Raw genomic sequence first — 15,239 nt, forward strand, 5'->3', positions numbered from 1 at the left:
AGACCAGGAACGGCCCGGATACAGTCATGGCAGGCACTTTCAAGATCGAGCTCGTGAGCCCCGAGCGGGTGCTTCTCTCAGGAGAGGCCACCGAGGTGATCGTGCCGGGCGTCGCAGGCGACTTCACGGTGCTCGCAGGCCATGCGCCGGTCATCAGCGCCATCAGGCCCGGCGTCCTCGACATCCGCCTGCCCTCGGGGCAGCGCCGCATCTACGTGCGCGGCGGCTTCGCCGAGGTCGATCCGACGCAGCTCACCATCCTGGCGCAGAACCTCGTCGACGTGACCGAGGGCGATGCGGCCCAGCTTGCCATGGAAATGCGCGTCGCCGAGCAGATGCTGGCCTCCGCCACGGACGACGACAGCCGCCTGCTGGCGAACGACGCCATTGCCGCGCTCAAGTCGCTCGGCGCCCGGGTTGCGGCCTGAGATCAACTCAGGTCCGGCCAAACCATCCTCTGATCCGCGTGAAAAGCTCCGCCGCGCTGGCGCGCATGGCCTGCGCCAGCGGACGGAGGGCACGGCGCAGGCGTTCCTTGAGCACACGGCCGTAGCGCCAGGGCCATGAATTGTGGACCCAGGCCGTCATCGCGTTCTTCCACGGCATGAAGACAGCATAGGCACGCGCGAACCAGGGGATGCGCAGGAGCTGCGTTTCCGTGAGCTGGAAGAGCCGCGCGACGAGGGCCGTGCCGACGATCTTCGCGCCTATGAAGAGCAGCGTGGCCTCGAATTCGCGTCCTGATGCGATCAGAAAGACCGCGACGAGCTTCAGCGGCAGGATCAGCACCGAGGGCGCACCGAAGACGAGGAGCGCGCCGTAGGGCGGCAGCTCCTGGATGCGAGCCTCGAGCCAGGCAATCGGTTTCAGCCGCGCGAATTGCGCCAGCGCCGCCGCCAGCGGTCGCCAGCCCCATTCTTCGAAGACGATGATAAGGGCCAGCAGCGCCTGCAGGGTGAGCTTCGCGGCACCGGCGAGCGCGCGCAAAGCCTGCAGCGTGAAGCGCGTCACCTGCGTATTGGCAAAGCGCGGTCTGCGTTGCGGCGGTAAGGGTTCGGTCGGCAAGCGGCGCGAGCTCCTGGAGATTGGACAAGCTAGCCGAATTCGTCGTCTCGCGCCTCTGGTGCGAAGCTCGCCGCTTGCCGCTGCCACGACATGTCCCTTCTCCCCGTCCTCAACGGGGAGAAGGTTAGGATGAGGGGCGGGAACTTGCGCGACGTTTGCGTATGCCGCCGCCCCTCACCCTAACCCTCTCCCCGCAAGCGCGGGGAGAGGGGATTCTGGGGCGCCTCATACGATCGCTGTCGCTCTTGCCGCCGCGGGCATAGCACCGCGGTGGGGTTGCGAAGCACCCCTTCCCAGCAGCCCGCGGCACCAAATAAAAGGCAGGGGCTCCGGGGTGTCCCGTCGTGTCGAAGACGCGCCCCCGACACGGCGGGTTACGGGGCCGCGGGCATGGCAGCGCCATTGTGGTTGAGCCTCAGTGCCAGCAGCCCGCACAAAAAGAAGCGCGGCCTGTTCGCGCCGCAGGCGCGAGCGCCCCCAATAAGAAAAGCCCGCGGGATCGCTCCCACGGGCCTTCTGGCAGGGCGCTGCGCCGCATCAGACGCGCTTGCGGGCCTTCTCGACGGACTTGGCAGTCGCCTCGCTCGCGCTCTCGAAAGCCTGGGTCGCGAAACGGGTCGACAGCTCGAACAGCTCCTTGGTCTGCTCGCTGGCTACGGTGAACTGGCGCTGGACGAACTCGGCCTGGAGCCGGAGCGCCTCGGGAACCGTGTTGGCGCGGGCAATAGCGCGAGCGGCCTCGAACGCAGCCTCGGTATTGACGACCGTGTTGTCCATGATCTTGTGGCTGATCGACTTGAAACCGGCCTGGGTCGTGAGCGCCAGTTCCTCCGCAACCTTGACCTGATCCTTGGCCGCGGCACTGAGCGTGTCGAAAGCCTCTTTGGAGCGGCTCACGCCCTCCTGGGCAAGGGCCTGAATATTCTCAGGGATCTTGGCCGCCTTGGCAGCATCCATGAACTGCTCTGCCTGGCGCGTGAACTGCTCATTCATCCGATTGTCTCCATTCTTCGACGAGGGTCGAGGGCTCGCTTGCATGAAACTCGGGCAAGTGCCCGGGGGCGTTCGTAGCTGCTATGTAGGGAGATCAATTGTGCATTGCAACATTATTGTTGCGTCGCACAATTACGACTTTAGTCGTAGGAAGCGGTGTCAGCCAAGCGCGCCGCTTCCGTGCGGACTCGTTAATTGCAGATGCTAGGCACAGAGCGAGGCTAGCGGACTTGATCTCGCTCAAGAGAGCTCGTCGCGATCGCCCGGCCCGAGCAGGATCTCGCGCTTGCCGACATTGTTCGCCGGCCCGACGAGACCCTCGCGCTCCATGCGATCCATGAGATCGGCGGCCCGGTTGTAGCCAATGGCAAGGCGGCGCTGCAGGAAGCTCGTCGAGGCCCGCTGCTCGCGCACGACGAGCGCCACGGCGCGGTCGAAAAGCTCGTCGGCCTCGTCCTCGGGATCGGCTTCCTCATCCTCGGGCGCGTGGTCGAGGACGACGTCGACGTACGCCGGCTCGCCCTGCAGGCGCAGATGATTGGCGACCTGCTCGACTTCCTCGTCCGACACGAATGGCCCGTGCACACGCATGATGGAGCCGGAAGCGAACAGCATGTCGCCGGCACCGAGGAGCTGCTCGGCGCCTTGCTCGTTGAGGATGGTGCGGCTGTCGATCTTGGATGCGACCTTGAAGCTGATGCGCGTCGGGAAGTTGGCCTTGATGGTGCCGGTGATGACATCGACGCTCGGGCGCTGCGTCGCCATGATGAGATGGATGCCGGCCGCGCGCGCCATCTGCGCAAGACGCTGCACGGCGCCTTCGATCTCCTTGCCCGCGACCACCATGAGATCAGCGAACTCGTCGACCACGACGACGATGAACGGCATGGGCGCGTAGTCGAGCGCCTCGCTCTCGAACATCGGCTTGCCGGTCTCGGGATGGAAGCCGGTCTGCACGCGGCGCGCGAGCTTCTCGCCGCGCTCGGCGGCCGTGCGCACGCGCGTGTTGAACATCTCGATGTTGCGCACGCCGAGCTTGGACATGCGCCGATAGCGCTCCTCCATCTCGCGCACGACCCATTCGAGCGCGGCCGAGGCCTGATGCGGATCCGTGACGACGGGCGTCAGAAGATGCGGAATGCCGTTGTAGGCCGAAAGCTCCAGCATCTTCGGATCGATCATGAGAAAGCGGCACGTCTCGGGCGAATGCCGATAGAGCAGCGACAGGATGAGCGCATTCACGCCGACGGACTTGCCCGAGCCCGTGGTGCCGGCGATCAGCAGATGCGGCATACGCGCGAGATCGACGACGATGGGCTCGCCGGCAATACTCTTCCCAAGCGTGATCGGCAGATGCGCCTCGCTCGCGACGAACGGCTCGGTTTCGAGCAGCTCGCGCAGGAAAACGGATTCGCGTCGTGCGTTCGGCAGCTCGATGCCGATGGCATTGCGGCCCGGAACCACGGCAATGCGGGCCGAGGCCGCGCTCATGGAACGTGCGATGTCGTCGGCCAGCGCGATCACGCGCGCCGACTTGGTGCCACGCGCCGGCACCAGCTCATAGAGCGTGACGACGGGGCCCGGCCGGATGTCCTTGATCTCGCCCTTCACGCCGAAGTCGGCGAGCACGTCCTCGAGCAGGCGCGCATTGCCGCGCATGACCGCGTGATTGATCTCGGCGCCCTGCTTCGAGGGCGGCGGACGGCGGAGAATGTCGAGCGAGGGACGCTGGAAGCCCTGTGGACGCGGCGCGCGGCGGCGCGGCGGCGGCGGTGCTGGCTGAGGTTCCGGCTCGAGGCGAGGTGCGGGCTCGGGCGCGAGCGACGGCTCACGCTCCAGACGCGGCCCTGGCTGGGGGCGCGCGCCCGGCGGCGCGAAGCGCTCGGCAATGCGGCGGCTCTGCTTCTCGGTTGCCGTATCGAAGGTGATCGGCGGCTCGTCCTCGCCAGGGACGTGAACGGGCGCGCGATGGACGGCGCGGCGATCGGAGGCGCCGGCGTAGGCCATCATGGGGCCGGTCGGCGGAACGAAGTCCGGCTCGTTGTGGTAGTCGTGGTGGCTCTTCGTGCGGCGCCAATTGCTGCGGCCGTCCTTGAGGCGCTGCGTGAGGCCGCTCATGGCCTCGCCAAAGACGCTCGGCTCGGCGCGCGGATCGCGCTGCCAGATGAGAGCGTACTCGCGCTGCGTGAGACCGAGCGCTGCCGAAAGCGCGCACATGCCGCTGGCGAACAGCAGCAAGCCCGCGACGATCCCGGCCCGCGCCGGATTGATGAAGGCGAAGACGCTCGACGCGAGCTTCAGGATCATGCCGCCGAACGCGCCGCCGAGCCCATGGTGCAGCGGCCAGCTCGCGGGCGGCGGCAGAGACGAGAGGGCGCCCGCCAGGATCAGCAGCGCGACCGGCGCCACCATGATGCGCCACCGCGCTTCGATGAGGCGGCGGCGCAGGATCAGCTCCGCGCTCCAGAAACTGAGCACGACCATGCCGAAGATGGCGGCGAGGCCGATCGACTGCAGCAGGAGATCGGAGACGATGGCGCCGAGCGGGCCCATCCAGTTGCGCGTTGCGCCGCCCGCGGCGTGCGTGAGGCTCGGGTCGGCCGCCGACCAGGTCATCAGGCTCAGCCAGCCAGCCGCCGTCAGCGCCGCGAGCACGAGGCCCGCGAGCCGCCAAAAGCTGCCTCTCAGCCGCTCTTCCAGTGGATGAGGAAGAATCGGCCTCGGCTCATAGCTGGAGCCATGCAACGCCTTAATCCCATGTTGCTGCTACGCCTCGACCGCAACGATACGCTGAAGTGCTTCCCGGATCGTGGCCACATCGTGCACCAGGGCAACACGAATGTACTGCTCGGCCGGATTGACCCCACGCGCATTCGGCTGCGCCAGATAGGCACCTGGGACAACCTTTACACCGCAGCGTTTCCAAAGCGTTACGGTTGCCGGCACAGAGCCGCCGAGATGGCTCATATCGAGCCACAGAAAAAAGCCGCCAGCAGGGCGCTTGTAGCCGAACTTGCCCTTCAGCAGCTCGTCGCAGACGTCGAATTTGGCGCGGTAGGCCTGCCGGATGACGGCGACGTGCTGCTCCTCGCTCCAGACGGCGACGGATGCGTGCTGGACGACGCCCGGCATCTGCGGGGCGGTGAGATTGCGAATCTCGGCGAAGATTTCGAGGAAATCGGCGTCGCCTGCCGCGAATCCCGAGCGCAGGCCCGGCAGGTTCGACCGCTTCGAGAGCGAATTGAAGACGATGATGTTCTTGAAGCCCTCGGGCGTGCCCGCCGCCACCTGCAGGCCACCGATCGGAGGCTCCTGCGTGTAGATCTCCGAGTAGCACTCGTCGAAGAAGAGCATGAAGTTGTACTGGCGCGCGAGCGCGAGCGCCTTGCGGATGTAGTCGGGCGAGGCGACGGCGCCCTGCGGATTGGCCGGCGAGCAGAGATAGAAGGCGACCGTGCGCGCGAGGATCTCGGGTTGCTTCTCCAGCTCGTCAAGATCGGGCAAGAAACCGGTTTCGGCCGTCGCATCGAGGAACACGGGCTCGCAGTTGGCCGCGTACGTCGCCCCGAGATAGGCGTGGTACATGGGGTTGGGCAGGAGCACGACCGGCCGCCCCTCCACGACCTTGCGACCGACCGCCGGCAGGATCGCGAAGAAGAGCCCCTCGCGCGATCCATTCAGCGGATGCACGTGGCGCAGTGCGTCGATGCTGCCCGTAATGCCGTAGCGCCGCTCGATCCAGGCCCCGATGGTCTTGCGCAGCTCCTCGCTCGTGCGGATCGGCGGGTACTTGGCGAGCGTCTCCCTGGCTTCGACCATCCTGTCCGGCACGAAGCTCGGCATGACCTCGCGCGGCTCACCGACCATCATCTCGATCGGCGGCGAGATCCCAGGCTCGATGCCTTCGAGCAGGCGGCGCAGGCGCGTGAAGGGAGAAAGGATCACGCCCTGGGCGAGCGCGTGCAGTCCGGTCGGGGCGGCGGTCATGTCTGGTCGATCCTGCTGGTCAGTAGTGCTCAGTCGACGATCGCCTGGAGCACGAGCGAACGAATGAGCTGGCGGTAGCGGAGCCGAAGCGGGCCTGGCGCCACGATCCCGGCGACGACAGTCATGCGCTCAGTCGGGTCGTTCCAGAAGTACGTGCCGTAGACGCCGGACCAGTAGTAATCGCCGGCCGTGCCGTTGGCTGCCGAGAGGCCTTGCTCTTTGCGCACGGCAAAGCCGAGGCCGAAGCCATAGCCCGCAAAGGCCGGATCCATGGTCTGCGTCAGGCGATTGACGATCTTGTCGCCGAGATGGTCGGACGTCATGAGGGCAATCGTCTTCCGCCCGAGAATGCGCTGGCCATTTCCGACACCACCATCGAGCAGCATCTGCGAAAAGCGCAGATAATCCGCCACCGTCGAGACGCAGCCACCGCCGCCCGACTCCCACTTCGAGACCTTGCCCGTCGCATGATGCACGACCAGCGGATCGCCCGTCAGCGGGTCCTTGGGCAACGCACGCGCATAGCGCTCGCGTGTGTGATCGGTGAGCTCGAAGCCCGTGTCGGCCATGCCGAGCGGCTGCCACAGGCGCTCTGAGAGGAACGCGCCGAGGCGCTGGCCCGAGACGGCTTCGATGATGAAGCCGAGAATGTCCGTCGAGAGGCCGTACTCCCAGGTCGTGCCCGGCTGGAAGAGCAGCGGTGCCTTGCCGAGCTGAACGAGGAAGTCGTCCTTGCTGAGCGCCGCGCTCGTCCCGTGCACGGGATAGGCGCGATAGGCCGCGCTCGTGCCGCGGTTCTGATACGTGAGACCCGAGGTATGCCGCAGCAGATCCTGCACGGTCATCTCGCGCTCGGCCGGCACGGTCTCGAGCGTATCGCTCGTGATCGACTTCGCGACCTTCATGCCTGCGAGTTGCGGCAGGAACTTCGAGACGGGATCGCCGAGGAGAAGGCGCCCCTCCTCGGCCAGCATCATGATGCCGACGGAGGCCATCGGCTTGGTCATCGAGGCAATGGAGAAGACGGCGTCCGCCCACATGGGTGTGCCGGCCGTCTTGTCGCGGAAGCCATAGCCTTCGAGCAGCGCGATCTTGCCGTGCCGCGCAATGCCGATCACGGCACCGGGGATGAGGCCCGCGGCCACGTCGCGGTCGATGGCCTCGCGGATGCGGCCAAGCCGTCCGACGTCGAAACCGAGTTCCGCGGGCGCGGCCCGCTGAAGGACGGTGTTGGGAATCGATACGGACGGCATGGGCTTGTCTCCTTCGCGTGCGTACCGCCGGAATCTGCCCCGGCGGCGCCATTCGCCAATTTCGTTACTCGACGAGTGCCTGGAGCACCAGCGTGTTCACGAATTTCCGATAATAGGTCCGGATCGCCCCAGGCCCCTGCGACATGAATACGACCGTGAGCTGCTCCTTCGGGTCGTTCCAGAAGAACGTGCCGTAGGCGCCGCCCCAGTTGTAGTCGCCTTCCGTCCCCGAGACGCCGGCAACGCCCGGGGTCATGCGCACGGCGAAGCCGAGGCCGAAGCCGTAGCCCTCCCGCGACGGATCTGTAAGCGCGACGTTGTTCGCGATTTGCGGCCCGAGGTGGTTGGCGGTCATGTATTCGACGGTCTTCTTGCCGAGAACGCGCTTGCCATCGAGGACGCCGCCATTGAGCAGCATCTGCGAGAAGCGGATGTAGTCGCCAGCCGTCGCCACCGCGCAGGCGCCCCCGCATTCGAACTTTATGGGCTTGCTGCCCGCATGCAGAACCGTCTGGGGCTTGCCGGTCAGCGGGTCATTGGGGAAGGCGCGTGCGTAGCGGCCCTTCTTGTCGTCGGCCAGCGCAAACGAGGTGTCCGTCATTCCGAGCGGCCCCCAGATCCTCTCCGAGAGGAAAGCCGAGAGCGGCTTGCCTGTGATCGCCTCGATCACCAGGCCGAGCACATCAGTCGAGAGGCTGTAGTCCCACACTGTTCCCGGATCGTGCAGCAAGGGCAGCTTGCTGATCGTCTCGAGGAATTCGGGACCGGTGAACTGCAGCACGGCACTGCCGGAGCCGGCCGGCCAGAGCTTGTGCACCGGCGTGGTTCCACGCCCTCCATACGTCAGGCCCGAGGTGTGGCGGAGAAGATCCTGGATGGTCGGCTGGCGCTTCGCGGCGCGGGTGCCGACGGTCTGCTTGCCACTGGCGTCCGTCGTGACCTCGGCGGCCTTCATGTCCTTGAGCTGCGGCAGATACGTGCCGACGGGGTCGTTGAGGAACAGCTTGCCCTCCTCATGGAGGATCATAATGCCGACCGACACCATCGGCTTGGTCATGCTCGCCAGCGAGAACAGCGCATCGGTCGTCATCGGCGCCTTGGTCGCCGGATCGATTTCACCGATAGCCTCGAAGTAAGCGAGCTTGCCGCGCCGGGCAATCGCAACGACTACGCCCGGGATGCGCCCCTTTTCGATCTCGCTCTTGAATGCCGGCACAATGCGCGCGAGGCGCTCGGGCGAGAGGCCGACCGTCGCCGGATCCACCCGCGGCAGCGGGTCCTTGCCATTGGCATGGGCAGCAGCGGCCAGCGGCACCATCAGCGCGGCCGCGCATAGTCCTTTCAAGGCACTCGATGCAGGCATGGTTGGAATCCTCCCGTCAAAGCCCGGCGCTCTTGGGCGGCGCCGGAGATTTCGGAAGGATAAACCAACTCAAGTGGCGGAACTACGCCATGGTCGAAGGGCAGGTCACGCGGCAATGCGTTGCTGCGAATGCGAACGCACGCCGCGCACCTATTGAACGATCGCCTGGAGCACGAGCTTGGTCATGAGCCGGCGGTAGTGATAGCGGATCGGCCCTGGCGCCTGCGACATGAACACGACCGCGAGACCGAGCTTCGGGTCATTCCAGAAATAAGTCCCATAAGCGCCGCCCCAATTGTACTCACCGACGTCACCGGGTGCGGCGGGCGTGCCGGGCTTCAGGCGCACGGCAAATCCTAGGCCGAAGCCAAAGCCGGGACGCGTCCCTTCGGCATTCACGCCGAAATCCGCGCCGAGGTGGTTGGTGGTCATGTCGGCAACGATTTCAGGTTTGAGAATGCGCTTGCCGTCGAGCGTGCCGCCGTTCAGCAGCATTTGCGTGAAGCGAATGTAGTCCGCCGCTGTCGAGACAGCGCAGCCGGTCCCGCATTCGTATTTCAGCGGCTTGCCTTCCGCGTGCAGCACGCGCTGCGGTTTGCCCGTGCGCGGGCTCAGCGGGAATGCGCGCGCGTAGCGATCCCACTTGTCTTTGGGAACGACGAAGCCCGTGTCCTTCATGCCGAGCGGCTGCCAGAGGCGCTCTGACAGGAAAGCCGAGAGCTTCTGGCCGGATATCTTCTCGATGAGCAAGCCGAGCACGTCCGTCGAGAAGCCATAGTCCCACGCCGTGCCGGGATCATGCAGCAGGGGGAGCTTGGCGATCGTATCCAGGAGTTGATCGCTGGTCATGCTCACTGCCGCGCGCGCACCGCTGTACGGCCAGAGCTTGTTCACCGCCGACTTGCCGCGATTGCCGGATGTCATGCCGGAGGTGTGGCGCAGCAGATCCTCGATCGTCGGCTGGCGTTTTGCTGGCCGTGTCTCGACCTCACCGCTCTTCGCATCCGGATCCACGGCGACGCGCAGATCGGCGATCTGAGGCAGATACTTTCCGACCGGATCGGAGAGCGCGATCTTGCCCTCCTCGACCAGCATCATGATGCCGACCGAGACCATCGGCTTGGTCATGCTTGCAATCGAGAAGATCGCGTCCGTGGTCATCGGCGCCTTGGTGTCGGGGTCGCGCGCGCCGAAGGCCTGGAAGAAGCCGATCTTGCCGTGCCGCGCGATGAGGAGCACCGCACCGGGGATCTGCCCCTTGGCAATGTCGGCATTGAGCGTATCGGCAATCGTCTTCAGCCCATCCGCGGAGAGGCCGAGCGAGACCGGATCAGCGTTTGGCAGGGGGAGGGGATCCGCAGCCTTGGCCGCAAAGGCAGACAGCGCCAGGACGAGCGCGGCGGCCATGGCGCATTTCGATAGGATGGACATGAGGAAGCCTCCCGCATGGACCGGGAACCTGAATGCCCTGAGTTGTAGTCGAAAATTACGGCGCCGCCGTTAGCGCATTCGCCGCGGGTTCATGTAGAGGTCGGCTTCCTGGCGGTCGATCTTCGGGATGATCCGGCCCGACCGCACGCCACGCCACAAAGCCTTGAGGTGATTGCGAACATCCCGCGCGAACACCTCCTTGGCGCAGAACAGCTTCAGAACGTGCAGCAAGCGCGGATCGGCATGATCGCGCAGAATGCGGCAGCGCCACTTGCCGCCAAGCGAGAACACCTTGCCGTCCAGGAAGGCAACGATGTTCCCGGCTGCATCGTAGAGTTTGAAATCACCGCCGAGGTCGATCATGTCGCGGCGCAGGCGATAGAGGATCGGCTGGTGATTATCGAGCACGAAGAACGAATAGTTCTCCGGCATGAGCGGCCATTTGTTTGCGGAGCGCTCGAGGTAGATGTTGTGGACCTGCTCGCCCGTATTGATCGAGTAGGCCGACACTGGAATCCCGCGCGCGCCGATCGTGAGCTGGAGCGAGCGCGCCAGCATGAGGTCCATGGTCGCGCGCCAGTTCAGCTTGTCGCCGAACAGGCGCAGCACGAGCCGGCGATCCATGCCCTCCTTCTTCTTCCAGAGCTCCTCGCGATAGGCGATGAGCCCCGTCCGCTGGCCGCCCTCGATGACCTCGGCGAACACGTCCATGTCGGTCGTGAACTGGCGTGACTTGGCGCGGTTGCGGCTGTGCTTGAAGATGCCGAACTCGACGGAGTTGAAATTGGTGATCCAGACGTCGACGATAAACTCGTGCCAGTCGCCCTTGCCGCGCCGCACGCGCTGCGTGCGCTTGCCAGACGGAATGGGGAGCTTTGAAGCCGCCTGCTCGAAGGCCTCGGCCTTCGCCTCGCGGGCCGCCTCAGCGCCCGCAGCTTCTGCCTCGATCTCGATCGTCCTGCTGCCGTCTGCCATGACCGGCCTCCCCTCTCACGGGTGCCCGCACGCAGAGACAAAGCATGGGCGAATCGTCGGAAAACATAGCACCGGGCACACCTTGGGCGGCGCCCGACACTGTGGATAACCCGCGGATAAAGTGATCGGTTCCGATGTGACAATCAGAACATGGCCGGATAGACACGGTCCGGCGGCGAGTGGCCGTCGAGGAAGGTCTTGATGTTGATGATGACCTTCTCGCCCATGTCGACGCGCCCCTCGATCGTCGCCGAGCCCATGTGCGGCAAGGCGACCACACGCGGCGACGCGAGCAGCTTCGGATTGATCGCCGGCTCGTTCTCGAACACGTCGAGGCCGGCGCCAGCTATCGCGCCCGACTCGACGAGGCGCGCAAGCTCGTTCTCGTCGATCACCTCGCCGCGCGCCGTGTTCACGATGTAGGCCGTTGGCTTCATCAGCTTGAGGCGCCGCGCCGAGAGCAGGTGATAGGTCGCCGGCGTGTGCGGGCAGTTCACCGAGATGATGTCCATGCGCGCCAGCATCTGGTCGAGGCTGTCCCAGTAGGTGGCATCGAGCTCTTGCTCGACGGCCTCGGGCAGACGGCGGCGGTTGTGATAGTGCACCTGCAGACCAAAGGCGACGGCGCGGCGCGCCACGGCCTGGCCGATACGGCCCATGCCGATGATGCCGAGGCGCTTGCCGAAAATGCGATGTCCGAGCATCCAGGTCGGCGACCAGCCGCCCCAGTTCGCGCGCGGGTCCCTGAGCAGGGTCGCGCCTTCGACGAGACGGCGCGGCACGGCCAGGATGAGGGCCATGGTCATGTCGGCCGTGTCCTCGGTGAGGACGCCCGGCGTATTGGTGACGGTGATGCCGCGGTTGCGCGCCGTGTCGAGGTCGATGTTGTCGACACCCGTGCCGAAATTGGCGATCAGCTTGAGCTGGGGCCCGGCCTGGGACAGCACGGCGCGATCGATGCGGTCCGTCACCGTCGGGACCAGGACCTCGGCGGCCTTTGCGGCCTCGACGAGGGCGGCCTGCGACAGGGGCGCGTCATCGAGGTTGAGCCGCGCATTGAACAGCTCCCGCATGCGCGTCTCGACGATCTCCGGCAGCTTGCGCGTGACGATGACGAGGGGCTTTTTGGGGGCATTGGGCATGGGGGATGTCCGAAGCTCACTCTTGCGGCAGCCGCCTGCCGCAACCTCGGCCCTCTCTAGCAGAAGCCCCGCGGGAACTCAAAGCCAAGGAATGACAGTGCATTGCACACTATTTCAGCCCTTCGCGCCCGCCCCGGAGGCACCGCATTGCCTCGCCGCGCGGAAGCCGCTAGAGCAGGCGGGGCGTTGCGATAAACGCAAGACTATCGCAACAGCCTCTTTGCGTTAAAACACAACACCCTATCAACAACCCGTTGCGATAGCCGCAACGGCAATCGCAACACCCTGGTCGAGAGCCCCCATGCGCCTCACACGCTTCTTCCTGCCGGTCCTGCGCGAGACGCCGAAAGAGGCGGAGATCGTCTCCCACCAGCTCATGCTGCGCGCCGCCATGGTCAAGCAGGCGAGCGCCGGCATCTATTCCTGGCTGCCGCTCGGCTACCGGGTGCTGAAGAAGATCGAGCAGATCGTGCGCGAGGAGCAGAACCGCTCGGGCGCCATCGAGGTGCTCATGCCGACCATTCAGTCGGCCGACCTCTGGCGCCAGTCGGGCCGTTACGACGCCTACGGCAAGGAGATGCTGCGCATCAAGGACCGCCACGAGCGCGACATGCTCTACGGGCCGACCAACGAGGAGCAGATCACCGAGATCTTCCGCGACAGCGTGAAGTCCTACAAGGACCTGCCGCGCAATCTCTATCACATCCAGTGGAAGTTCCGTGACGAGGTGCGCCCGCGCTTCGGCGTCATGCGCGGTCGCGAGTTCCTCATGAAGGATGCCTACTCGTTCGACCTGAACGCGGAGGCGGCGCGCCACGCCTACAACCGCATGTTCGTCGCCTACCTGCGCACGTTCGCGCGCATGGGGCTCAAGGCGATCCCCATGGCGGCGGATACCGGCCCGATCGGCGGCGACCTCAGCCACGAGTTCATCATCCTCGCCGATACGGGCGAGAGCCAGGTCTACTGCCACACGGATCTCGTCGAGATGCCCGTGCCCGGCAAGGACGTCGACTTCGACGGCGATCTCTCGCCGATCATCAAGCAGTGGACCTCGCAGTACGCCGCGACCGACGAGAAGCACGATGCGGCGAAGTTTGTGGCCGAGGTGCCCGCCGACAAGCAGGTCTCGGCGCGCGGCATCGAGGTCGGCCACATCTTCTATTTCGGCACGAAGTACTCCGAACCCATGGGCTGCAAGGTGCAGGGCCCGGACGGCAAGCTCGTCGCCGTGCACATGGGCTCGTATGGTGTCGGCGTCTCGCGCCTCGTCGGCGGGATCATCGAGGCGAGCCATGACGACGCGGGCTGCGTGTGGCCGGTGCCGGTCGCGCCCTTCGAGGTCGGGCTCGTCAATCTCAAGTCGGGCGACAAGGACACCGATGCGGCCGCTAATGCGGTGTACGAGAAGCTGACCAATGCCGGCATCGACGTGCTCTACGACGACACGGACGAGCGCGCAGGTGGCAAATTCGCGACCATGGACGTGATCGGCCTTCCTTATCAGATCGTGATCGGGCCGAAGGGCGTGAAGGCCGGCGAGGCCGAGATCAAGACGCGCAAGGGCGGCGCCAAGGAGACGATCGGCATCGACGCCGCCGTCGCCAAGGTCATCGACCTCGTAACCACGGGCCGCGATCTGGCCTGAGAGCTTCTGGCTGAAGGCCCCCGAATCGCGGGATAATCGGTTGCATGAACCAGCCGGATCCCGCGAGCCGGACCCACATTCGCACGTTCCTCGAGATGCAGGCGGCCGAGAAAGGTTCCGCCCGCAATACGCTCGACGCCTATGCGCGCGACCTCGAGGACCTGGCGCTGTTCCTCGATGATCTCGGCTGTGCCGTCGAAGATGCTTCGCCGGCCGGCCTGACGGCCTACGTGACCCACCTCACGGATCAGGGCTTCGCGACAGCGACGCGCGCGCGAAAGATCTCCGCCGTGCGCCAGCTCTATCGCTTTCTCATGATGGAGGGGATCGTCGAGGAGGACCCCGCCGCCGGCCTGAGCGGTCCGAAGCTCGCGCGCGCCCTTCCGAAGACGCTATCCATTGCCGAGGTCGAGCGCCTGCTCGAGACCGCACGGCGGCGCACGGAAACGGCCACAGGCCGCGAGCGGCTGCGCGCCTTGCGGCTCCACGCCATGCTGGAGGTGCTGTACGCCTCGGGAATGCGCGTCTCGGAGCTGGTAGCGCTGCCGCGTCAGGTGCTGAGCGGTGACCCGCGCGTGCTCACCATCACCGGCAAGGGCCAGCGCGAGCGCCTCGTGCCGCTGAACAACGAGGCGCGCATGGCCCTCGATCGCTATCTCACCGCGCTCGCCGATCCGGAGAACACATCACCGACCTTGCGACCCGCGAAGTGGCTCTTTCCGGCGCGCAGTGCCGAGGGGCACGTCACGCGCCAGCATCTCGGCGTCGAGCTCAAAGAGCTGGCAAGCGAGGCCGGCCTCGATCCCGAGCGCGTGAGCCCGCACGTGCTGCGCCATGCCTTCGCGAGCCATCTGCTCGACCGCGGTGCCGATCTGCGCGCTGTTCAGCAGCTTCTCGGCCACGCCGATATCTCGACGACGCAGATCTACACGCATGTGCTCGAAGAGCGGCTCAAGAAGATCGTCTACGAGCACCATCCGCTGGCGCGCACGAAGTCGGAGCCTTCGGGTTGAGGCCCGACCTCGGCCCTACGACCGGCTCGCGCCGCCCGCTTTGCGCTCCTGATTGCGCTGCCAGTAGACGAAGGCCACCGCGACCGCGGCCGTCAGGATCATGGTCGAGAGAATGTCGGGCCGCTGGATGAAGGACAGCCAGACGTTCCAGCCGCTGCGGAAGCTCGGCGCCTTCCCGACCAGGAAGCCGTTGCCGACGATGACGATCAGCAGCACGCTCGCCGTCAGCGCAACCGCAGTCGCGATCTGAAGCATCCGTTTGAACAACCGGGGCACCATGGCCTTTTTCCCGGCCGCCACCAGCATCGTTCTCTCGATCATGGCGATGTCTCCATGCGGGATTTCGTGTTGGATTCGGTGAATCTACCT

At 65.7% G+C, this 15,239-nt stretch carries 13 protein-coding genes; 3 read left to right on the forward strand and 10 right to left on the reverse strand.

The features are described 5' to 3' along the window. Nucleotides 1–26: 26 nt before the first annotated feature. On the forward strand, nt 27–428 hold the full coding sequence (locus CS1BSM3_RS00185) for a F0F1 ATP synthase subunit epsilon (protein WP_072384961.1): 402 nt from the start codon (nt 27–29) through the stop codon (nt 426–428). A 7-nt stretch (nt 429–435) separates the two neighbouring features. Here the strand turns inward: CS1BSM3_RS00185 and CS1BSM3_RS00190 are convergent, their stop codons facing one another. From CS1BSM3_RS00190 to CS1BSM3_RS00230, 9 genes are all read right to left on the reverse strand, one after another. Then, entirely contained in the window at nt 436–1,065 is a 630-nt protein-coding gene (locus CS1BSM3_RS00190; RefSeq protein ID WP_210188727.1) for a hypothetical protein, read from the reverse strand. 537 nt (nt 1,066–1,602) lie between these two features. Then, nucleotides 1,603–2,058, reverse strand: coding sequence for a phasin family protein (locus CS1BSM3_RS00195; protein WP_072384962.1), 456 nt, complete (start codon nt 2,056–2,058; stop codon nt 1,603–1,605). A gap of 240 nt (nt 2,059–2,298) precedes the next feature. After that, complete coding sequence (locus CS1BSM3_RS00200; RefSeq protein ID WP_072384963.1) at nt 2,299–4,803, reverse strand: DNA translocase FtsK; 2,505 nt, start codon at nt 4,801–4,803, stop codon at nt 2,299–2,301. A gap of 21 nt (nt 4,804–4,824) precedes the next feature. Continuing rightward, nucleotides 4,825–6,045, reverse strand: a complete 1,221-nt coding sequence (locus CS1BSM3_RS00205) for an aminotransferase class I/II-fold pyridoxal phosphate-dependent enzyme (RefSeq protein ID WP_072384964.1) — start codon at nt 6,043–6,045, stop codon at nt 4,825–4,827. 29 nt (nt 6,046–6,074) lie between these two features. After that, nucleotides 6,075–7,298 carry a serine hydrolase domain-containing protein gene (locus CS1BSM3_RS00210; protein WP_072384965.1) on the reverse strand — a complete coding sequence of 408 codons (1,224 nt, stop codon included), beginning with the start codon at nt 7,296–7,298 and terminating at the stop codon, nt 6,075–6,077. A 64-nt stretch (nt 7,299–7,362) separates the two neighbouring features. Further along, on the reverse strand, nt 7,363–8,661 hold the full coding sequence (locus CS1BSM3_RS00215; RefSeq protein WP_072384966.1) for a serine hydrolase domain-containing protein: 1,299 nt from the start codon (nt 8,659–8,661) through the stop codon (nt 7,363–7,365). A 150-nt stretch (nt 8,662–8,811) separates the two neighbouring features. Further along, complete coding sequence (locus tag CS1BSM3_RS00220; protein ID WP_072384967.1) at nt 8,812–10,092, reverse strand: serine hydrolase domain-containing protein; 1,281 nt, start codon at nt 10,090–10,092, stop codon at nt 8,812–8,814. Nucleotides 10,093–10,161: 69 nt separating this feature from the next. Next, nucleotides 10,162–11,067: an LURP-one-related/scramblase family protein gene (locus tag CS1BSM3_RS00225; RefSeq protein ID WP_072384968.1), complete on the reverse strand. Its 906-nt coding sequence runs from the start codon at nt 11,065–11,067 to the stop codon at nt 10,162–10,164. 143 nt (nt 11,068–11,210) lie between these two features. Next, a complete protein-coding gene (locus tag CS1BSM3_RS00230; protein ID WP_072384969.1) occupies nt 11,211–12,209 on the reverse strand; it encodes a 2-hydroxyacid dehydrogenase in 999 nt (332 codons plus the stop codon). Nucleotides 12,210–12,510: 301 nt separating this feature from the next. On the opposite strand from CS1BSM3_RS00230, the gene proS reads away from it, so the two are divergent. Together proS and CS1BSM3_RS00240 are read left to right on the forward strand one after the other, a co-directional pair. Beyond that, entirely contained in the window at nt 12,511–13,857 is a 1,347-nt protein-coding gene (gene proS / locus CS1BSM3_RS00235) for a proline--tRNA ligase (RefSeq protein WP_072384970.1), read from the forward strand. 44 nt (nt 13,858–13,901) lie between these two features. Next, the gene (locus CS1BSM3_RS00240; protein WP_072384971.1) at nt 13,902–14,870 is read left to right on the forward strand and encodes a site-specific tyrosine recombinase XerD; all 969 of its coding nucleotides are present in this window, start codon (nt 13,902–13,904) and stop codon (nt 14,868–14,870) included. 15 nt (nt 14,871–14,885) lie between these two features. Here the strand turns inward: CS1BSM3_RS00240 and CS1BSM3_RS00245 are convergent, their stop codons facing one another. Further along, nucleotides 14,886–15,191 carry a hypothetical protein gene (locus CS1BSM3_RS00245; protein ID WP_072384972.1) on the reverse strand — a complete coding sequence of 102 codons (306 nt, stop codon included), beginning with the start codon at nt 15,189–15,191 and terminating at the stop codon, nt 14,886–14,888. Between the last annotated feature and the right edge of the window lie 48 nt (nt 15,192–15,239).

The organism is Hyphomicrobium sp. CS1BSMeth3 (genome assembly GCF_900117415.1).
Lineage (GTDB): Bacteria > Pseudomonadota > Alphaproteobacteria > Rhizobiales > Hyphomicrobiaceae.

Coding starts and splice junctions, on each gene's coding strand:
- CS1BSM3_RS00185 (WP_072384961.1), top strand. CDS start 27: ATGGCAGGCACTTTCAAGATCGAGCTCGTGAGCCCCGAGCGGGTGCTT.
- CS1BSM3_RS00195 (WP_072384962.1), bottom strand. CDS start 2,058: ATGAATGAGCAGTTCACGCGCCAGGCAGAGCAGTTCATGGATGCTGCC.
- CS1BSM3_RS00205 (WP_072384964.1), bottom strand. CDS start 6,045: ATGACCGCCGCCCCGACCGGACTGCACGCGCTCGCCCAGGGCGTGATC.
- CS1BSM3_RS00210 (WP_072384965.1), bottom strand. CDS start 7,298: ATGCCGTCCGTATCGATTCCCAACACCGTCCTTCAGCGGGCCGCGCCC.
- CS1BSM3_RS00215 (WP_072384966.1), bottom strand. CDS start 8,661: ATGCCTGCATCGAGTGCCTTGAAAGGACTATGCGCGGCCGCGCTGATG.
- CS1BSM3_RS00220 (WP_072384967.1), bottom strand. CDS start 10,092: ATGTCCATCCTATCGAAATGCGCCATGGCCGCCGCGCTCGTCCTGGCG.
- CS1BSM3_RS00225 (WP_072384968.1), bottom strand. CDS start 11,067: ATGGCAGACGGCAGCAGGACGATCGAGATCGAGGCAGAAGCTGCGGGC.
- CS1BSM3_RS00230 (WP_072384969.1), bottom strand. CDS start 12,209: ATGCCCAATGCCCCCAAAAAGCCCCTCGTCATCGTCACGCGCAAGCTG.
- proS (WP_072384970.1), top strand. CDS start 12,511: ATGCGCCTCACACGCTTCTTCCTGCCGGTCCTGCGCGAGACGCCGAAA.
- CS1BSM3_RS00240 (WP_072384971.1), top strand. CDS start 13,902: ATGAACCAGCCGGATCCCGCGAGCCGGACCCACATTCGCACGTTCCTC.
- CS1BSM3_RS00245 (WP_072384972.1), bottom strand. CDS start 15,191: ATGATCGAGAGAACGATGCTGGTGGCGGCCGGGAAAAAGGCCATGGTG.